Source organism: Pararhodobacter aggregans (genome assembly GCF_003075525.1).
In the GTDB taxonomy this organism is placed as follows: domain Bacteria; phylum Pseudomonadota; class Alphaproteobacteria; order Rhodobacterales; family Rhodobacteraceae; genus Pararhodobacter; species Pararhodobacter aggregans.
The window spans coordinates 113,059-132,537 of the sequence record NZ_QDDR01000010.1; the positions used below are offsets into that span (position 1 = coordinate 113,059).

Sequence of the window (19,479 nt, forward strand, 5' to 3'; positions counted from 1 at the left end):
AAGGAAAAATATGGGCTATTGGGTCAGGATCGACACGCCGGACGGGTCAGTTCCGACCCGTCACGACAGGCCGCAGGCCCGCATCCTGAGGTAAAGCCGCTTGCGCGGGATGCCCAGCGACTCGGCCGCTTCCGCCTTGCGCCCGCCCGCGCGCCTGAGCGCCGCCAGCAAGAGGTCGGTCTCGAAAAGCCGCATGGCGCTGTCATAATCCTGCGCCTCGTCCGGCGGCTGGGGCCGGTCCTTGAGCGAGACGCTGAGCCCGATCACCAGCCGTTCGACCACGCTTTTCAGCTCGCGCAGATTGCCGGGCCAGCCATGCGCCCGGAGCTGGCGCAACTCGGCCGCGGGCACCACCGGGAAGGGGCGGTTGTGGCGCGCCACGGCGTCGCGGACGAAATGCTCGAAGAGGAAATAGAAATCGTCGCCCCGTTCGCGCAGGGGCGGCACGGCGATCTCGGCCAGGTTCAGCCGCAGGACGATCTCGCGCAGCTGGTCGGCGGCCTCGTCCGGCGTGGCCGAGGCGATGATGCGGCAGCGCCCCTCGGTCGGCCGGGTGGTCAGGAGCGTCAGCAGGCGCGACAGCATCGGCTCGCCGATCGCCGCCAGCCGGTCGATGAAGAGCGTGCCATTCGCTGCCAGCGCCATGACCCCGGCCCGGTCGCCACCGCCGCGCATCGTGTCGTCGAAATTGGCCTCGGTCAGGGCCGGGCCGCTGATGGTCACGAAATCGCCCCTGGTCCCGGCCACGTCGTGGATCACCCGGGCGATGCTCTCGCGTTCGGTCCCGGCCTCGCCGACCAGCAGAACGTCGATGGCGGTATCGGCCACCGCCACCACCTCGCGCCGCAAGGCCTTTACCGGCTCGGACCGGCCGAGGATCCGGGCGCGGATATCGGTGCCCCGCGCGATCCGGGCCCGCAGGCGCCGGTTCTCCAGCACCAGCGCCCGCGCGTCGAGCGCGCGCTTGACCGTGGCCCTGAGCAATTCGGGCGGGGCCGGTTTTTCGAGGAAATCGAAGGCCCCGCCACGGGTCGCGGCAACGGCGGCGGGAATGTCGCCATGGCCGGTAATCAGGACCACCGGCACGTCGGGGGCGGATTTGCGCAGCTCGGCCAGCAGGTCGAGGCCGCTCATCCCCGGCATCAGCAGGTCCGAGACGACGACGCCCTCGAATTCGGGATCGAGGCCCCTGAGCAGCGCCTTGCCCGTGTCGAAGCCGCGCGCCTCGAACCCGGCCTTGACCAGCATCTCCAGCATCGCGGCCAGGAAATCGGCGTCGTCATCGACCACGAAGACCTGTCTAGCCATGGGTGTCGTCCTCCGCTGCCCGGGGCAGCCGCAGCGTGGCCACGGCGCCCGGCCCGTCCGCACGCGCGGCGAGGGTCAGATCGCCGCCCATGTCGCGGGCGATGTTGTAGGAAATGGACAGGCCCAGCCCCATGCCGCGGCCCGCCTGCTTGGTCGAGACGAAGGGCATCATCGCCGCCTCCGGCTCCAGATCGCCCAGCCCGATCCCGGTGTCGCAGACGGCAAGGCGCCAGGCCTCGGGCTCGGGTTCGGCCGCCACCCGGATGCGGCGGCGCGTGGCGGGGGCCTCGGGGCCCAGATCGACCACCGCGTCGACGGCATTGGTCAGGATGTTCAGCACCACCTGTTCGGTCAGGATCGGATCGCCCATCACCCGCGCGCCCTTGAGCGAGGGGTCGAGGTCCAGCGCGATCCCCGCCTCGCGCAGCCGTGGCTCCAGCAGACGCGCCGGGTTGCCGACAAGGTCGTCCAGCGCCAGCGCCGTCGGCTCGAACCGGCCGCGCCGGGCAAAGCGGCGCAGGTGCTGGACGATGCGCTGGATGCGCTCGGACAGCGCCGTCACCAGCTCGGCCTGCCGCGTCACCTCGGGCAGATCGCCCGCCCCGGCCGCGTCGCTGAGCAGGCTCATGCGGTAGCTGATGGCGCCGAGGGGCTGGTTGATCTCGTGGCTGATGCCCGCCGACAGCGCACCCAGCGCCGCCATCTTGCCCGCCTGCACCAGCTCGTCCTGGGTGCGGCGCAGGGTCTCGATGGCCGCATCGCGGGCGGCGATGGCGCGCTGGAATTCGCCCACCGCAAAGGACAGCCGCTCCAGATCGTCGCCGCCCCGGGGCCCGGCCTCGGCCTCGGCGGTGGCCATCAGCCGCTCGGTCAGCGACCTGAGCGGCACCACGATCCGGGTGCGGATCAGCCGGTCGATGCCCAGCGCGCCCAGCCCCACGACCAGCGCCGTGCCCCCCACCAGCCAGAAGGTCATGGTCCTGATCTGCTCGGCCGAGGCCTCGATCCGGGCCAGCACCGCCTCGCGCTCGGTGTTGGACAGATCGCCCAGCCGGGTCTGGATCGCGTCGATCTCGGCCAGCGTGGCGGTGATCGCCTGATAGGCGCGGTCGCGGGCCTCGATCCAGCGGCGGCGGTGGTCGATGACCGAACCCTCGCCGGCAAAGAGCGCGAAGAGCCGGTCGATGGACTGGCGCAAGGTCACCAGTTCCGGCGCCTCGGGCAGGGCCGAGAGGCGCTCGTTCAGCCGGGCGCGGAAATCGTGCAGCAGCGTCTCCAGCTGGGTGACCCGCTCGGCATCCTCGGCCACCGCGCCCTGCACGACCAGCGTCATCGCCACCGCCGCATCCGAGCCGATCTCGGCGAAGATGTCGCGTTCCTCGCGCTCGGCGCCGATGCTGGCGGCGAGCGCGGCCCGGGCGGCCGGGTCCCCGGCCTGCCAGAGTTCCAGCATCCGCGCGGCGATGTTGTAGTCGAAATCGCGCAGGACCGGCTCCACCTCATCCTGGATATCGACGTTGAGCCAGCGCAGGGCCTCGACCTGCGCGTCAAGGCGGGCGCCGAGGTCGCGCTGCGCCTCGGCCGCCAGCAACACCTCGGCGAGCGTCGCACCCAGCCCGCCCTGGCCGATGGGATTGACCGCCTCGGCCCCCGATCCGGCGGCGGCGAGGCTGGCGCGGATCGCGTCGCCGATGCTGCGCGTCTCGGCGACGAAAGCGTCCTCGCCGGTCTGGCCGGACAGAACCGAGGTGGCAAGCCCCGCCAGATCCGCCGAATGGCGCGAGAGTTCGCCGACCAGCAGCAGCCGCGGCACCTCGGTATCGACCAGCGCCCGGTAATTCTGCTGCGCCCCCCAGAGGAGATAGATCGCCGCCGCCAGATTGGCCCAGAGGATGAAGACGATCAGCCCGACCAGCAGCAGAAGCCGCCGCCAGACGCTGCGGCCGGATCGGGACGCGCGGCGGCTCATGGCGCCCGCCCTTCCAGCGCGCTCAGCGCGCCGTCGACCGCGGCCAGCTGCCCGGCGATGCGGTCGTCCCAGTTGCGGATCAGGGCCCGTTGGGCGGCGGGCAGGTCGGTCAGCTCCATCACCCGGCTCACCGCCGGGCCGCGGTCGAGGTTCAGCACCTCGCTTTCGCTGACCGGCAGGCGCGAGAGCTGCCGGGCCAGCAGGTCCAGCGCATGCGCATCGCCCCGCCCGCGCAGGGCCTCGAGCCGTGACCAGAGCAGACGGCGGGTCTCCAGCCGGTCGGTGATCGCCAGATCGAAGAGCACGTTCACCGCCCAGAACCGGTCCGAGGCGAGGCCCGCGTTGTAATCGAGCCAGCGCGAGCGCAGCGCGGTGGTGATCTCGGGCGGGATCAGCGCGCCCGCCGCCTCGCGCACCGGGGCCGAGGCGGGGATTCGGCCGATGCCGGGGGTCAGCATCAGCCGCTGTCCCTCGTCCCCCGTCACCAGCGTCAGGAAATCGCAGCCCATGCCCGGGTCCCCCGCCCCGGCCAGAACGCCGATCTGCGCCGGGAACAGCACGGCGGGCGTGCCGTAGTGGAACATCAGTTCGGGTTGCGAGGACCCGGCGAGGAAGTCGATGGTCAGCCCGATGTCGAACCGCCCGCTGCGCACCCCGTCGGTCACCGCGAAGCTGCGCGAGGTGACGGTGGCGAGGTTGCGCGCCAGCCGCAGCAGGAAACCCCAGCCGTCGTTCCAGCCCCGCACCTGCAGGAACCGCTCGACCAGCATATGCGAGGTGCCCGAGCGCGAGGGCGGGGCCATGCCGATCTGCCCCTCGTAGCGCCGGTCAAGCAGCTCTTCCCAGGTCCGCGGCACCCGCTGGCCGCCGTCGCGGCGCAGGGTCCAGCCGATCGAGGAGATGGCGAAGGGCGCATAGCCCGCCTGCCCCGCCGCCGCGCAGGTGCCGCCCCCCGCGAAACGGCCGTCGCGGGACAGGATCTCGAACGCCTCGGGCGAGGAGGCGAAAAACACGTCGAAGGCCCGGGCATTGCCGCGCAAAAGCTCCTCGACCGCGGCGACGGTGTTCTTGTTGAGGACCAGCACCTCGGTCCCGGGGTGATGGGCGCGGAAGGCCTCGACCAGCGGCGCGGTGGTGGCGGGGGGCAGCGAGGTGAGGATGCGCAGCACCTCGGCCCCGGCGGGCGGGGCGGCGAGGGCCAGAAGCGCGGCGCCCAGTCCCGCAAGGCGCAGCCGGAACCGGGGCCACGCCCGGCGCGGCTGCACTCTGTTGATGCGGGCCATCCTCCCTGCCCTCCTGCCTGCTGCGCCCCAACCGGCGCGGTCCCGTCCGGGACGCGGCAGGGGCCTCCTCTGCCCCCGTCGCACCGCCACGGGATCTTGTCCTTTCCCGACCCGGCGTGGATAGCGCAAAGGCCCGCGGGGAGGCCAAGGAAAGCAGCGCGGCGGGGAAACGTGTCAGTTTTGACACGCACCCCGCCGCCCCGGGTCAGAGGTCCAGCATCCGCGGCAGGCCGCTCAGCACCTCCGCCCCGTCCTTGCGCAGCACCACGATATCCTCCAGCCGGACGCCGAACTCGCCGGTCAGATAGATCCCGGGCTCGATGGAGAAGACATTGCCCTCCTCCAGCACGCTGTCCGAGGTGGCGGTGATATAGGGCGTCTCGTGCACATCCATGCCCAGCCCGTGGCCGGTGCGGTGGACGAAACGCGGCCCGTAGCCCGCGGCCTCGATCACGCCGCGCGCGGCGCGGTCGACCTCACGCGCGATGGCGCCCGGCTTGGCCGCCGCCAGCGCCGCCTGCACCGCGGCCTCGACCGTCTCGCGGACCTTCTTGTACTCGGCCGGCTCCTCGCCGAACCAGAAACTGCGCGTCATGTCCGAGGGATAGCCGCCGATCCGGCAGCCGGTGTCGATCAGCACCGCCATGTTGTCCTGCAGCACCGTGTCGCCGGTGTGGTGGTGCGGGAAGGCGCCGTTGGCACCGAAGCCGATGATGGTGAATTCGGCCGCCGCGCCATGGGCCTTGTAATAGTCGCGGATGATCGCCTGCAGCTCCAGCTCGGTCATGCCCGCGCGCAGCCGGGTCATGGCATGGCGCACCGCGTCGTCGTTGAGCCGGGCGCAGGCGATCAGCGCCTCGGTCTCGGCCGCGTCCTTGCGGGCGCGCAGCCGGCCGATGGTGTCGGCGGTATAACGGCGTTTCGGCGCCTCCAGCGCATCCAGCACCATCAGCGCGAAATCGGCGCGCATCGTCTCGTCCAGCACGATGGACAGACCCGGGCGCCCGGCGTCGCATTTGTCCAACAGAGCGGCCAGCGCGGCGGCGGGCCCTTCGGCATCGGCCCATTCATGGAACGGCAGACCGGTATGCTGGCGGGCCATGTCGGCGTTGAGCGCGGGCATCAGGAAGCCTGCGTAATCCTTGGCGACGATGACCAGCACCGGGCGCTCGTCGCCATGCGGATCGACGCCGGTCAGATAGACCATGCTGGTCGAGGGGCCGAGGACCACGAGGTCGGTGGCGGTTTCGGCCATCACCGCGCGCAGGGCGGCAAGGCGGGTTTCGTGGATCCCCATCGGGACCTCCGTCCTAAGTGTGAAAAGGGCCGCCCGCATCTGGCGGACGGCCCGTTCTTGGTCAGGCCTGAACCTGGATCACTCGGCCTTCTCGACTAGACGGTAATAGACGAAATCCGAGGTCGCGCCGTTCACATAGCCCGAGACCCGGTTCGACATCGCCACCTGATAGGACGCCTGGAACATGATGACGATGGGGCTTTCGGCCTGCACCTGACGCTGCAGGTCCAGATACATCTCCTCGCGCCGCGCCGGGTCGGCCTCGGTCAGGGCGGCCATCGTCTCGGCGTTCATCTCGGCCGGAACCGCCCAGGAATTGCGCCAGGTCGTGGTGGCGGCATAGGCATCCTGCGCGTTGTTCGAGTTATAGGCGAAGGCCTTGGCGTTGGAATGCGGGTCCATGAAGTCCGGGCCCCAATAGAGCAGCATCGCCTGATGGCTGCGCTCGCGGTAGCGGGTGATGACCTGGCTGCCGGTGCCGGGCAGGATCTCGAAATTGATCCCGGCAGGCGCGAAGGACGCCTGCAGCGATTGCGCCATATCGGTGAAGGGGGCTGCGTTGATGACGTCGAGCGTCACGGTGATCGGCAGTTCCACGCCCGCATCGGCCAGGATCTGCTCGGCCCGGGCCGGGTCATAGGTGAAGGGCGTGTCGTTCAGCGCGCCCGGGAAGCCGTTCGGCCAGAAGGCCTGATGGACTTCCATCTGACCGGCGAGGAAGCTGTCCACCATGCCTTGATAATTCACGAGGTAACGCGCGGCTTCCCAGACGGCGGGGTTGGTCAGTTGCGCGTCGGCCTGGTTGAAGGACAGGAAGTGGACGGCGGCCTGCGGGAAGGTCTCGACGCTGAGGGCGTCGGTATCCAGCCCGGCGATCTGGTCGGCGGTCAGGTTGCGCGCCAGATCGACGTCGCCCTGTTCCAGCAGCAGCTGCTGGGTGGCCGATTCCGCGACATGGCGGATGATGACGCCATCAATCGCCGGGGCGCCGTTGAAGTAGTTTTCGTTGGCCTCAAGCCGGATCATCTCGGCCGGGCGGAACATCCGCAGCGAGAAGGGGCCCGAGCCCGCCGAATTGGCGTTCAGCCAGGCGTTGCCCATGTCGCCGTCGACCTCATTGGCCATGACGGTTTCCGCGTCGACGATCGAGGCCGGGCGCGCGGCCAGCACGTTCATCACGAAGGCGGGCGAGAAATCGCCGGCGTAGCGGATGGTGACACTGTTGCCCTCGCCCGCCGTGACCATCTGGTCCACGTTCTCGGGCGTCCAGCCGAGCTGGGTCAGGATGAAGGCGGGCGTGAGGTTCAGCTTGACCACCCGGGACAGCGAGAAGACCACATCCTCGGGCCGCACCGGGTTGCCGGAATGGAAGGTCGCGCCATCCCGCAGGGTGAAGGTGATGGTCTTGCCCTCGGCGTCGATCTCCCAGCTTTCGGCCAGGCCCGGCGCCAGCACACTGGTGTCGGCGGCGTCGTATTGCACGAGGCGGTCGTAGACATTGGTGACCAGCTCGCCCGAGGTGAATTCATAGGCCTGGGCCGGGTCGATGGCGACGATGTCGTCGATGTTCTGGGCCACGACCAGCACGTCGGCGGGCGTGTCGGCAAGCACGGGCAGCGTGCTCAGCGGCATCGCCAGCACGGCGGCCAGGATGGCAGGGCGAAGGATGGACATGGCAGTCTTTCTCCGTGTTGGGGGTCAGGTTTCGAGATTGGCCGGCAGCATCTCGGGGATGATGTCCGGCAGGTGGGTCTTGGGCCGGCTGCCCAGGACCGAAAGCGTCCCGGTCCACAACAGCCGCGCGGGCCGTCCCGTCCGGTTGGCCCAGGCATGCGGCGTCGAGCCGCTGTAATGCAGGCTGTCGCCCTCGCGCAGGATGAAGGTCTCGTCGCCCAGCGTCTGGACGACCTCGCCCTCCAGCACGAAGAGGATCTCCTCGCCCTCATGCGCCACGGTTTCCGAGACGAAGCCGGGCGGCACATGCAGCAGGTAGGACGAGAGTTCCGAACCCGGGAAGGGCGTGGCCAGCGCCTCGTAGCCCATGGTCGAGCCATCGACCGAGAATTGCGCCCGCTGCCCGGCCCGGGTCAGCGCATCCGAAGGGCGCGAGCCGCCGACGAAATGCTCGAGCCCCAGGTCCAGCCCGTCGGCGATCTGCGCCATGGTGCCCAGGGACGGCGAGGCAAGGCCGCGCTCCACCTGGCTCAGGAACCCCGGCGAGAGCCCGGCGCGGTCGCAGAGCTGCTGCAAGGTCAGGCCCAATTGCTTGCGCCGCCGCCGGATGCGGGTGCCGAGATTGGGGTCGGTCTGGGGCTTCGGTCTGGCCATCTCTGCGGGGGCGCCGCGCTCCGGTTTGTCAAAATTTTTTTGATCTAACCAAACTTTTTTGTTACAGCCAAGAAAATTGTTGCCGTGATCGGCAGCAGAACGCCGCTTTTCCCTGCCGCCCGGGCGCCTGTCCGGCGGGCGCTTTCCTTGCAGGAGTCCCATGAGCACAGACGTCGAATCCGGCGCGATTTCCGGCCCTCCGGCGCCCGTCCGGCGCGGAGGGCGCCGCTTCGCGGGCCTGCGCAGGCTGGCCGAATTCCTGGTGATTCTCGCCTTCACCTTCCTCGGGCTTCTGGCCATCACCTTTTTCATCGGCCGGGTGATCCCCATCGACCCGGTGCTCTCGGTCGTGGGCGACCGCGCCACTACCGCGCAATACGAGGCCGCGCGGATCGCCATGGGCCTAGACCAGCCGCTGCCGGTGCAATTCGTGCATTATGTCGGCGACGTGTTCTCGGGCGATCTGGGCCGTTCGGTTTCCACCAACCGGCCGGTGGCCGATGACCTCGCCCGAGTCTTCCCGGCCACGCTGGAGATGGCGACGATCGGCATCGTCATCGGCGTCCTGCTGGGCGTGCCGCTGGGCGTGCTGTCGGCGGTGAAACGGGGCAGGCTCATCGACCAGCTGATCCGCATCTTCGCGCTGCTGGGCTATTCGGTGCCCGCCTTCTGGCTGGGCCTCGTTGGGCTCGCGCTCTTCTACGCCGGGCTGGGCTGGGTCGGCGGGCCGGGGCGGGTCGATATCTTCTATGACGGGCTGGTCGATCCGGTGACGGGCCTTCTGCTGGTCGACAGCCTGATCGCGGGCGATCTGGACGTCTTCTTCTCGGCGCTCGATCACATCATCCTGCCCGCCACGATCCTCGGCTTCTTCTCGCTGGCCTATATCGCCCGGATGACGCGCTCCTTCATGCTGGACCAGCTGGGGCAGGAATATGTGACGACCGCCCGGGTCAAGGGCGTGCCGGAATGGAAGGTGATCTGGGTCCATGCTTTCGGCACCATCCGCGTGCCGCTGATTACCGTGATCGGGCTTTCCTACGCCGCCCTGCTGGAAGGCTCGGTGATGATCGAGACGGTGTTCAGCTGGCCCGGCATCGGCAATTACCTGACCACCGCGCTGTTCAACGCCGACATGAACGCGGTGTTGGGCGCGACGCTGGTCATCGGGACGGTCTTCATCCTGATAAACAAGCTGTCCGACGTCCTTTACCGCATCCTCGATCCCCGGAGCCGTACATGAGCCCCAAAACCACGGGTCTGTCTGCCTGGCTGACCGACGACGCCCCCGCCTCGCGCGCGCAGGCCAATCTGGGCCGCGCCTATGACATCTTCCGCCGCCTGTGCCGCAACCCGCTGGCGGCGCTGGGGATGGCGATCCTGCTGGTGCTGGTGATCTGCGCCGCCTTCGCCCCCTGGATCGCGCCCTATTCGCCGATCGGTCAGGACCTGCCGAACCGGCTGCTACCGCCGTCCGCCGCGCATTGGATGGGCACCGACGAACTGGGCCGCGACATCTTTTCCCGCGTGGTGCATGGGGCGCGGCTGACGCTGCTGATCGTCGGGCTGGTCGCGGTGATCTCGGCCCCCGTGGGTCTGATCCTCGGCGCGGTGTCGGGGTATTTCGGCGGCTGGGTGGACCGGATCCTGATGGGGATCACCGATATCTTCCTGTCGCTGCCCAAACTGATCCTCGCGCTGGCCTTCGTCGCCGCGCTGGGTCCGGGGATCGAGAACGCGATCATCGCCATCGCCATCACCGCCTGGCCGCCCTATGCCCGCCTTGCCCGGGCCGAGACGCTGACCTTCCGCGCCGCCGAATTCGTGCAGGCGGCGCGGCTGGCGGGGGGCAGCCATGCGCGGGTCATCGGGCTGCATATCCTGCCCTTGTGCACCTCCTCCACCATCATCCGGGTGACGCTCGACATGGCCGGGATCATCCTGACCGCCGCGGGGCTCGGCTTCCTCGGCCTCGGCGCGCAGCCGCCCCTGCCGGAATGGGGCGCGATGATCTCGCGCGGGCGGGCCTTCATCCTCGATCAATGGTGGGTCGCGACCATGCCGGGCTTTGCCATCATCGTCGTCTCGCTGGGCTTTTGCTTCCTCGGCGACGGGCTGCGCGACGTGCTGGATCCGAAGAGCGGGGACAAGGCATGAGCCTGCTGGACATCCAAAACCTCACCGTCACCTTCCCGACGCCCCGGGGCCCGGTCAACGTGGTCGATGGCGTCTCGCTGACGCTGGGCCAGGAACGGCTGGGCATCGTCGGCGAATCGGGCTCGGGCAAGTCGATGACCGGGCGCGCGATCCTGGGGCTGGTGCGCCCGCCGGGCGTGGTGAAAGCCGACCGCATGGCGTTCGAGGGGCAGGAATTGCAGGGCCTCTCGGACCGCGCCATGCGCAAGATCCGGGGTGCCCGGATCTCGATGGTCATGCAGGATCCGAAGTTCAGCCTCAACCCGGTGATGACCGTGGGCCGCCAGATCGAGGAGGCGCTGCGCACCCACGAAAGCCTGCCCCGCCGGGCGCTGAAGGCCCGCGTGGCCGAGATGCTGGAGGCCGTGCGCATCCATGACCCCGAGCGGGTGATGGACCTTTACCCGCACGAGGTCTCGGGCGGGATGGGCCAGCGCATCATGATCGCCATGATGCTGATCCCCCGCCCCCGGATCCTGATCGCCGACGAGCCGACCTCGGCCCTGGATGTCAGCGTGCAGGGGCAGGTGCTGGACCTGATCGACGAGCTGGTGCGCGAGAACGGGATGGGCCTGATGCTGGTCAGTCACGACCTGCATCTGGTCGGCCGCTATTGCGACCGGGTGATGGTGATGAACGCGGGCCGCGTGGTCGAGGTGCTGGACGCGAAGAACCTGCACGCGGCCCAGCACCCCTATACGAAGGGCCTGCTGGCCGCCGTCCCCCGGATGAACGAAACGCGCGCCGAGCTGCCCACGCTCGACCGCTCGCAATGGGCTTCGACATGAGCGCCATCCATCTGAAAGACCTCAACATCTTCTACGGTGACACGCAGGTTGTGCATGACGTCACCCTCGACGTGGCAGCCGGGGAAAGCTTCGCGCTGGTCGGCGAATCGGGCTCGGGGAAATCGACGATCCTCAAGGCGATCATGGGCCTCGCGCCAGACTGGACCGGGGCCATCGAGGTCGACGGCAAGCCCCGCAGCCACGGGCCGGACCGGGCTTTTTCGCGCCAGTGCCAGATGGTGTTTCAGGACCCCTATGGCTCGCTCCATCCGCGCAAGACCATCGACGCCACCTTGGCCGAGCCCTTGCTTATCCACGGGCTGAAGAACCGCGACGCACGGGTGGTGGAGCTGCTGGGCGAAGTCGGCCTCGACGCGCGCTTCCGCTTCCGCTTCCCGCATCAGCTGTCCGGCGGGCAGCGCCAGCGGGTCGCCATCGCTCGGGCGCTGGCGCTGGAGCCGCGGTTCCTGCTGCTGGACGAACCCACCTCGGCGCTGGATGTCTCGATCCAGGCGGAAATCCTGAACCTCTTGAAACGGCTCAGGAAAGAACGCGGGCTGACCTATCTCATGGTCACCCACAACCTGCCCGTCGTCGCCTTCATGTGCGACCGGCTGGCGGTGATGCGGCACGGCCGGATCGAGGAAATCGCCAGTGCCGAGGCGCTGAAGACCGGCGCCCTGGCCACCCCCTATGCGCGCGAGCTTTACCGGCTCAGCAATCCCGAAGAAACGGCCGAGGAACAGCCATGACCACCCCGCTTGCCACCTTCACCACCGCCCTCGAAACCGCCCGCACCCGGGCCGAGGCCTTCGACGCGCTAGGCGCCTATGTCGCGGCCGAGATCGGCGTGAAGCTCTTCACCGTCTCGACCATGAAGCTCGAGGAAAAGATCGCCCGCCGCGCCTGGACCAACATGCCGGACGCCTATCCCGTCTCGGGTGACAAGGCGGTCGAGCGGGACGCCTTCTACGAGGAGGTCATCGACCAGGGCCGCTGCTTCATCCGCAACACGATCGAGGAGATCGCGCTGGTCTTCGGCGACCATGAACTCATCAAATCGCTGGGCTGCGGCTCGGTCCTGAATATCCCGGTGCGGATCAAGGGCCAGTTCACCGGCACGCTCAACCTGTTGGACGCAGACCATTATTTCGACCCGGCGACGGTCGCGCGCTGCGTCGCGCTCCTGCACGTGCCGGGCATCGCCTGCTTCCTCTTGCCGGAATGACCCGCGCCGGGGCGGGTCCCTTCCGCCCCCCGCACGCACGCACTGGTTGAAGCGCTCTGTTGACGCCCCCCCGACCCTTGGTCTATGACAGCCGGACTGTCAGGGGAGTCCCGCCCAAGGGACTGAGAGGCTGATGGCAGGGGCAACCCTGCGGTGACGCGACCCTTTGAACCTGACCCAGTTGATACTGGCGTAGGAAGCACAAGCGGTCGCGCTGCCGGTCCCGAAAGGGTCGGTCCGCCCACGGGAACGGTCCAGACCGGATCCCGACATGGCACAGGGCGACCACGGGAATTCCCGGCTTCTTCCCCTTTTCGACGGGTCATCAATGCGAAGAGGCTTTGATGAACCAGATCGACCTGAACCCGCAACCCGCCGCGCGGGCCTCGGCCCTGCCCGAGGTCACCACCGGGCCCCTGCCCGCCTCGACCAAGCGCCATGTCGCGGGCCACCTGCACCCCGGCATCCGCGTGCCGATGCGCGACATCGCGCTGCACCCTTCGGCGGGCGAACCGCCGGTCACGGTCTACGATGCCTCGGGCCCCTATACCGACCCGGCGGTCACGACCGACATCACCCGCGGCCTGCCGCCGCTGCGCGAGGGCTGGATCGCCGCGCGGGGTGACTGCGAGGCCTATGAGGGCCGCGCCCTGCAACCCGCCGACAACGGCTTCGTCTCGGGCGAGCGGCTGACGCCGACCTTCGCCCTGACCCGCGCCCCGCTCAGGGCCCGAAATGGCGCCGCGGTCACCCAGCTGGCCTATGCCCGGGCCGGGATCATCACCCCTGAGATGGAATTCGTGGCGATCCGCGAGAATCTGGGCCGCACCGCCGCCGCCGGTCCCCGCGACGGCGAGGATTTCGGCGCCGCGATCCCCGATCTGGTGACGCCCGAATTCGTCCGGCAGGAGATCGCCGCCGGTCGTGCGATCATCCCCGCCAACATCAACCACCCCGAGCTGGAGCCGATGATTATCGGCCGCAATTTCGCGGTGAAGATCAACGCCAATATGGGGACCAGCGCCGTCACCTCCTCCATGGCCGAGGAAGTCGACAAGATGGTTTGGGCGATCCGCTGGGGTGCCGATACGGTCATGGACCTGTCGACCGGCCGCAACATCCACAACACCCGCGAATGGATCCTGCGCAACGCGCCGGTGCCGATCGGCACGGTGCCGCTCTATCAGGCGCTGGAGAAGGTGAACGGCATCGCCGAGGACCTGAGCTGGGAGGTGTTCCGCGACACGCTGATCGAACAGGCCGAGCAGGGGGTGGATTACTTCACCATCCACGCGGGCGTGCGGCTGCACATGATCCCGCTGACCGTGAACCGGGTTACGGGGATCGTCAGCCGGGGCGGCTCGATCATGGCGAAATGGTGCCTGCACCATCACCGCGAGAGCTTCCTCTACGAGCATTTCGCCGAGATCTGCGAGATCATGCGCGCCTATGACGTGAGCTTCTCGCTGGGTGACGGGCTGCGCCCCGGCTCCATCGCCGACGCCAACGATGCCGCGCAATTCGCCGAGCTGGAGACGCTGGGGGAACTGACCCAGATCGCCTGGGCCCGTGATTGTCAGGTGATGATCGAGGGGCCGGGCCATGTCGCCATGCACAAGATCAAGGCCAATATGGACAAGCAGCTGGCCACCTGCGGCGAGGCGCCGTTCTATACCCTCGGCCCGCTGACCACGGATATCGCGCCGGGCTATGACCATATCACCAGCGCCATCGGCGCGGCGATGATCGGCTGGTTCGGCACCGCCATGCTCTGCTACGTGACGCCCAAGGAACATCTGGGCCTGCCCGACCGCGCCGATGTGAAGACCGGGGTCATCACCTACAAGATCGCCGCCCATGCCGCCGATCTGGCCAAGGGTCTGCCCGGCGCGCAGGCCCGCGACGATGCGCTGAGCCGGGCGCGGTTCGAATTCCGCTGGGAGGACCAGTTCAACCTCTCGCTCGACCCCGAGACCGCCTGCGCCTTCCACGACGAGACGTTGCCGAAAGAGGCCCACAAGACCGCGCATTTCTGCTCCATGTGCGGGCCGAAGTTCTGCTCGATGCGGATCAGCCACGACATCCGCTCGGAAGCGCAGAAGGAGGGCATGGCGGCGATGGCCGAGAAGTTCCGCGAGAAGGGCGAGGTGTATCTGCCCAAGGACGGGGCGGCGGAATGATGACCATCCTCGGGGCTGGCGTGGCGGGGCTTTGCACCGCGACCGCGCTGGCCGAACGGGGGCGCGCCCTGCGTGTCCTCGACCCCGGGCCCGAGGGGGCCGGGGCAAGCTGGCTGGCCGGTGGCATGCTGGCGCCCGATGTGGAAAGCGACGGCGCCCCGGCCGAGGTGGCGCGGCTGGGCGCCATGGCCGCCGATTGGTGGGCGGCCCGGGTGCCGGGCGTGCAGCGGCGCGGCACACTGGTGGTGGCGCCGCCGCGCGACGGGGCGGAGCTGGACCGCCTTGCGCTGCGCACCCGGGGCCATCGGCGCCTGGGGCCGGAGGGCATCGCAGCACTTGAGCCCGACCTCGCCGGGCGTTTCCCTGCCGCGCTGTTCTACCCGGATGAGGCGCATCTCGACCCCCGCGCCGCGCTTCGGGCACTGGCCCAAGGCTTGCGGAACCGGGGGGTGGAGATCCGTCACCATGCACCCCCGCCCGAAGGGGAGGTGATCGACTGCCGCGGCATCGCCGCCCGCGACGCCCTGCCCGGTCTGCGCGCCGTGCGGGGCGAGATGATGCTGCTGCATTGCCCCGACCTGACCCTGACCCGCCCGCTGCGGCTGCTGCATCCGCGCTTCCCGGTCTACCTCGTGCCCCGCGGTCAGGGCCTCTACATGCTGGGCGCGACGATGATCGAAAGCGACGCGACCGGCCCGATCACGCTGCGCAGCAGCATGGAGCTGATGGCCGCCGCCTTCGCGCTGCATCCCGCCCTGGCCGAGGCCGCGATCCTTGAGACCGGCAGCGGGTTGCGCCCGGCCTGGCCCGACAACCTGCCCCGCCTGTCCCGCGCCAGCGACCGGCTGCACCTCAACGGCCTCTACCGCCACGGCTTTCTCACCGCGCCCGCGCTGGCCGAACAGCTGGCCGACACCCTCACCCGACCGGAGCCCGCCCATGCGCCTTGACCTGAACGGCACGCCCACCGAAATCACCGCCACGACGCTCGCCGAGGCGCTGACCGACCTCGGCTATCAGACCGGCGCCCTCGCCACCGCCCTGAACGGCCGCTTCGTTCCCGCGGCCGAGCGCGCCGCGACCCCGCTGCGCGAGGGCGACCGGATCGAGGTTCTGGCGCCGATGCAGGGGGGCTGAGATGCGGCTTTACGACATCCAACTCCCCTCGCGCCTGATGCTGGGCACGGCGCAATACCCCTCGCCCTCGGTGCTGACCGAGGCCATCGCCGCCTCGGGCGCCGCCGTCGTCACCGTCTCGCTGCGGCGCGAGGCCGCCGGGGCGCCCGGCGCGAACGGCTTCTGGGCGCTGATCCGGCAGACCGGTGCCCGCATCCTGCCCAACACCGCCGGTTGCCATTCGGTCACCGAGGCCGTGACCACCGCCCGCATGGCGCGCGAGGTCTTCGGCACCGACTGGATCAAGCTGGAGGTGATCGGCCATGCCGACACGCTGCAACCCGACCCTTTCGCGCTGGTCGAAGCCGCGCGCATCCTGACCGCCGAGGGCTTCGCCGTCCTGCCCTACACGACCGAGGATCTGATCGTCGGCGAGCGCCTGCTCGAGGCCGGGTGCCGCGTGCTGATGCCTTGGGGCGCCCCCATCGGCACCGGCCGCGGGTTGCGCCATGCCGAGGCGCTGGCGACGATGCGCCAGCATTTCAAGGACGTGCCGCTCATTGTCGATGCCGGCCTCGGCGCCCCCAGTCAGGCGGCGCAGGCGATGGAGATGGGCTTTGACGGCGTACTCCTCAACACCGCCGTGGCCCGGGCGGGCGATCCGGTGGCGATGGCGCGGGCCTTTGGCCTGGCGGTCGCGGCCGGACGGCTGGCCCATGAGGCCGGGCTGATGCCGCCCCGCGACATGGCCGCGCCCTCGACCCCGGTGCTGGGGCTGGCCGACCTCGGCCTCGGCGGGCTGCCATGAGGTTGCCCCGCGTTTATGCCGTCCTGCCCGATGCGGCGATGATCGCCCGGCTGGTGCCGCAGGGCCTGCGGCTGGTGCAACTGCGCTTCAAGGGCGCGGCCGAGGACGTGCCCGCCCAGATTGCCGCCGCCCGGGCGATCTGCGCCCGCCATGGCGCGCAGCTGGTGGTCAACGATCACTGGCAGGCGGCGCTCGATCAGGGCGTCGATTTCATCCATCTCGGGCAGGAGGATCTGGACAGCGCCGATACCACCGCCATCGCCCGCGCCGGGGCCCGGCTGGGGATCTCCACCCATGACCGGGCGGAACTCGACCGCGCTCTGGCGCTCGCCCCCGCCTATGTCGCGCTGGGGCCGGTCTGGCCGACCCGGCTGAAAAAGATGCGCTGGCAGCCGCAGGGGCTGGAAAAGGTCAGCCGCTGGAAGGCACGGATCGGCGACCTGCCGCTCGTCGCCATCGGCGGGATCACCGCCGAGCGGCTGCCGGCACTCTTCGCCGCCGGAGCGGATGTCGCCGCGGTGGTCAGCGATCTGGTCACCGCCCCCGAGCCCGAGGCAAGGACCCGCCACTGGCTGACCGAGGCGGAGGCCGCGCATGACCCGCTATGACCGCCAGATCGCCGTGCCCGGCGTCGGACCCGAAGGGCAGGCCCGGCTGGGCGCGGCGCAGGTGCTGGTGGTCGGCGCCGGGGGCCTGGGCTCGGCCGTGATCCCGGCACTGGCGGCGGCGGGGCTGGGGCATCTCACCATCGCCGACCCGGACCGGGTGTCGCTCAGCAACCTGCACCGCCAGACGCTGTACCGCGCGGCCGACATCGGCCAGCCCAAAGCCCCTCTCGCTGCCGCCCGGGCCGCGGAGATCAACTCTGATTGCCGCACGCGGGGCCTGCCGCTCAGGCTCGACCCGGCCAACGCCCCGGCCCTGATCGCCGAGGCCGATCTGGTGATCGACGCCGCCGACAGTTTCGCCGTGACCTACACGCTGTCGGACCTCTGCAAGGCGGCGGGGAAACCGCTGGTTTCCGCCTCGGTTCTGGGACGCGCGGGCTATGCCGGTGCCTTCTGCGGCACCGCCCCCTCCGTCCGCGCGGTCTTTCCCGACCTGCCCGAGCAAGCCGCCAGCTGCGCCAGCGCCGGGGTCCTCGGCCCCGCCGTCGCCGCGCTGGGGGCAGTGCAGGCGCAGATGGCGCTCACCCTGCTGATCGGGCTCTCGCCCGGCCCGCTGGGACGGCTCGTGACCCTCGACATGGCGCGCTGGCATTTCGGCGGTTTCGACTTCCGCAACGCGACCGAGGCACCGGGCTTCGGCTTCCTCGCGCCTGCGCAGATCGAACCCGGGGACCACCTCATCGACCTGCGTCCGGCGGGCAGCGTCGCGACCCTGCCCGGCGCGCGGGCGCTCGGCCTCGACGACCTCGCCCGCTGGCCGATCCCCCCGGGGCGCGTGGTGCTCTGCTGTTCGAGCGGCCTGCGCGCCTGGCGGGGCGCCTCGGTGCTGGCCGCGCGCGGGGCGACGCGGCTCGCGCTGCTGGCGGACGGGCAATGAGCGTGCTGATCGTCGCCGGGCTCGACAGCTCGACCGGCGCCGGGCTGGCCCGGGACCTCGCGGTCATGGCCGAGCTGGGCCTGCAAGCGCGGATCGCCGCCACCGCCGTGACCGCGCAGGACGCGGCGGGCGGCTGCCTGCGGCATCCGGTGCCGGGCGCGATGGTCGCCGCCCAGATCCGCGCCGCCGGGCCGGTCCGGGCGGCGAAACTGGGGATGCTGGCCGATGCCGAGGTCGTGGCAGCGGTGGCCGAATCGCTGCCCCCGGTGCCCATCGTGCTGGACCCGGTCCTCGCCACCAGCGCCGGTGTGGCGCTGATCGACGCGGCGGGTCTGGCGGCGATGCTCGCCCGCCTCTTCCCCCTCGCCACGCTGATAACCCCCAACCTGCCCGAGGCCGCGCGGCTGACCGGCCTGCCCGAGGAGACCGCCCCCGACCGGCTGGCCGCGGCCCTCGTCGCGCTGGGCGCGCGGGCGGTCCTGCTGAAAGGCGGTCATGGACAGGGGGCGGAGGCGGTCGACTGGCTCTTCCGACCGGATGCCCCCGCCCTGCGCCTCGCTTCGCCGCGCAAGCCCGGCACGACGCGCGGCACCGGCTGCACCCTGGCCAGCGCCATCGCCGGGCATCTGGCGCTCGGCGCCGATCTGGCTGTGGCCTGCGCAGGGGCCAAGGCCCATCTCGACGGCTGGTTGTGATTGCGGCTGAAACCGGGCGTCCGCGGCCCGTTCAGGACGCTTCCGACGGATCAATCAGGGGGAAGGGTGGCGGAGAGACAGGGATTCGAACCCTGGGTGGGCTCTCACCCACAACGGTTTTCGAGACCGCCCCGTTCGACCGCTCCGGCACCTCTCCGCGCTTCGGTGGTCAACGTGGGGCGGATTTAGCGGGGTTCGTGGGCGGGTGCAAGGGGGTTTCGGCATCACCGGGAATGTCGAAGCCGGGCGGCGCGAGGGTGAAGCCCGCGAAGTCGAAACCGGGCGAGACGAGGCAGGAAACCAGCGTGAAATCCCCGGTCGTGCGCGCCGCCTGCCAGTGATGGGGCGGGACGATCACCTGCGGCGTCAGGGGGGCGAGGGCATGGGCGCGGGCGGGGCCGGCCCCGGTCTCGCTCAGCCGCAGGATCAGGGGGGCGCCGGCGTGGTAGAGCCAGATCTCGGTCTGGTCGATCCGGTGCCAATGCGAGGTCTCGCCGGCCTTCAGGAGGAACAGGATCGCGGTGCCGGAGGGGCGCCCGCCAGGCTCGGCCGGGGCGCGCCAGGTCTCGCGGTAATGGCCGCCCTCGGGATGGGGGCTGAGGCCGAGCTGGGCGATGAGCGCGTCGGGGTCCATGGGGGGAGGATGGCCCCGGACGGGGCGGCTGACAAGGGGTGTCCCACGCGTGGGACAGTTTTCGGGGCGTGTGATTTCAAGGGGTTGGGGTAGCGTTTAAGGAT

Annotated in this window: 19 protein-coding genes and 1 tRNA gene; 12 read left to right on the forward strand and 8 right to left on the reverse strand. The window is 70.0% G+C overall.

The window, feature by feature from the left end; translation table 11 throughout:
• Positions 1-60: 60 nt before the first annotated feature.
• From DDE23_RS18085 to DDE23_RS18110, 6 genes are all read right to left on the reverse strand, one after another.
• Positions 61-1,308, reverse strand: a complete 1,248-nt coding sequence (locus DDE23_RS18085) for a sigma-54-dependent transcriptional regulator (protein WP_107751927.1) — start codon at positions 1,306-1,308, stop codon at positions 61-63.
• On the reverse strand, positions 1,301-3,277 hold the full coding sequence (locus tag DDE23_RS18090; RefSeq protein WP_107751928.1) for a sensor histidine kinase: 1,977 nt from the start codon (positions 3,275-3,277) through the stop codon (positions 1,301-1,303). Before DDE23_RS18090 ends, DDE23_RS18085 begins: the two co-directional genes overlap by 8 nt.
• Positions 3,274-4,560 carry an ABC transporter substrate-binding protein gene (locus DDE23_RS18095; protein ID WP_107751929.1) on the reverse strand — a complete coding sequence of 429 codons (1,287 nt, stop codon included), beginning with the start codon at positions 4,558-4,560 and terminating at the stop codon, positions 3,274-3,276. Before DDE23_RS18095 ends, DDE23_RS18090 begins: the two co-directional genes overlap by 4 nt.
• A 205-nt stretch (positions 4,561-4,765) precedes the next feature.
• Positions 4,766-5,857, reverse strand: a complete 1,092-nt coding sequence (locus tag DDE23_RS18100; protein ID WP_107751930.1) for a M24 family metallopeptidase — start codon at positions 5,855-5,857, stop codon at positions 4,766-4,768.
• 78 nt (positions 5,858-5,935) lie between these two features.
• Positions 5,936-7,531, reverse strand: a complete 1,596-nt coding sequence (locus DDE23_RS18105; protein WP_107751931.1) for an ABC transporter substrate-binding protein — start codon at positions 7,529-7,531, stop codon at positions 5,936-5,938.
• A 24-nt stretch (positions 7,532-7,555) separates the two neighbouring features.
• Entirely contained in the window at positions 7,556-8,185 is a 630-nt protein-coding gene (locus tag DDE23_RS18110; protein WP_107751932.1) for a helix-turn-helix domain-containing protein, read from the reverse strand.
• A gap of 160 nt (positions 8,186-8,345) precedes the next feature.
• Here DDE23_RS18110 and DDE23_RS18115 point away from each other — a divergent pair, with 160 nt between their 5' ends.
• The 12 genes from DDE23_RS18115 (at position 8,346) to DDE23_RS18170 (ending at position 18,741) form a co-directional block, all read left to right on the forward strand.
• Entirely contained in the window at positions 8,346-9,428 is a 1,083-nt protein-coding gene (locus tag DDE23_RS18115) for an ABC transporter permease (protein WP_107751933.1), read from the forward strand.
• Complete coding sequence (locus DDE23_RS18120) at positions 9,425-10,342, forward strand: ABC transporter permease (RefSeq protein WP_107751934.1); 918 nt, start codon at positions 9,425-9,427, stop codon at positions 10,340-10,342. Before DDE23_RS18115 ends, DDE23_RS18120 begins: the two co-directional genes overlap by 4 nt.
• Positions 10,339-11,169, forward strand: coding sequence for an ABC transporter ATP-binding protein (locus DDE23_RS18125; RefSeq protein WP_107751935.1), 831 nt, complete (start codon positions 10,339-10,341; stop codon positions 11,167-11,169). Before DDE23_RS18120 ends, DDE23_RS18125 begins: the two co-directional genes overlap by 4 nt.
• Positions 11,166-11,921 (forward strand): ABC transporter ATP-binding protein, encoded by a 756-nt coding sequence (locus DDE23_RS18130; protein WP_107751997.1) that lies wholly within the window; start codon positions 11,166-11,168, stop codon positions 11,919-11,921. The genes DDE23_RS18125 and DDE23_RS18130 overlap by 4 nt, the downstream gene beginning before the upstream one ends.
• Positions 11,918-12,397: a GAF domain-containing protein gene (locus tag DDE23_RS18135; protein WP_107751936.1), complete on the forward strand. Its 480-nt coding sequence runs from the start codon at positions 11,918-11,920 to the stop codon at positions 12,395-12,397. The genes DDE23_RS18130 and DDE23_RS18135 overlap by 4 nt, the downstream gene beginning before the upstream one ends.
• A gap of 344 nt (positions 12,398-12,741) precedes the next feature.
• On the forward strand, positions 12,742-14,577 hold the full coding sequence (gene thiC / locus DDE23_RS18140) for a phosphomethylpyrimidine synthase ThiC (RefSeq protein ID WP_107751937.1): 1,836 nt from the start codon (positions 12,742-12,744) through the stop codon (positions 14,575-14,577).
• A complete protein-coding gene (locus tag DDE23_RS18145; RefSeq protein ID WP_107751938.1) occupies positions 14,574-15,527 on the forward strand; it encodes an FAD-dependent oxidoreductase in 954 nt (317 codons plus the stop codon). Before thiC ends, DDE23_RS18145 begins: the two co-directional genes overlap by 4 nt.
• Complete coding sequence (gene thiS / locus DDE23_RS18150) at positions 15,517-15,714, forward strand: sulfur carrier protein ThiS (RefSeq protein ID WP_107751939.1); 198 nt, start codon at positions 15,517-15,519, stop codon at positions 15,712-15,714. Before DDE23_RS18145 ends, thiS begins: the two co-directional genes overlap by 11 nt.
• A 1-nt stretch (position 15,715) precedes the next feature.
• The gene (locus tag DDE23_RS18155; RefSeq protein ID WP_107751940.1) at positions 15,716-16,501 is read left to right on the forward strand and encodes a thiazole synthase; all 786 of its coding nucleotides are present in this window, start codon (positions 15,716-15,718) and stop codon (positions 16,499-16,501) included.
• Entirely contained in the window at positions 16,498-17,109 is a 612-nt protein-coding gene (locus tag DDE23_RS18160) for a thiamine phosphate synthase (protein WP_107751941.1), read from the forward strand. Before DDE23_RS18155 ends, DDE23_RS18160 begins: the two co-directional genes overlap by 4 nt.
• Positions 17,096-18,046 (forward strand): HesA/MoeB/ThiF family protein, encoded by a 951-nt coding sequence (locus DDE23_RS18165; protein WP_107751942.1) that lies wholly within the window; start codon positions 17,096-17,098, stop codon positions 18,044-18,046. Before DDE23_RS18160 ends, DDE23_RS18165 begins: the two co-directional genes overlap by 14 nt.
• Entirely contained in the window at positions 18,043-18,741 is a 699-nt protein-coding gene (locus DDE23_RS18170; protein ID WP_107751943.1) for a hydroxymethylpyrimidine/phosphomethylpyrimidine kinase, read from the forward strand. The genes DDE23_RS18165 and DDE23_RS18170 overlap by 4 nt, the downstream gene beginning before the upstream one ends.
• 67 nt (positions 18,742-18,808) lie before the next feature.
• On the opposite strand, the gene DDE23_RS18175 is transcribed toward DDE23_RS18170, so the two are convergent.
• Both DDE23_RS18175 and DDE23_RS18180 read right to left on the reverse strand, forming a co-directional pair.
• Positions 18,809-18,898 (reverse strand) — tRNA-Ser (locus DDE23_RS18175).
• A gap of 12 nt (positions 18,899-18,910) precedes the next feature.
• Positions 18,911-19,375, reverse strand: coding sequence for a cupin domain-containing protein (locus tag DDE23_RS18180; protein ID WP_107751944.1), 465 nt, complete (start codon positions 19,373-19,375; stop codon positions 18,911-18,913).
• Positions 19,376-19,479: the final 104 nt, after the last annotated feature.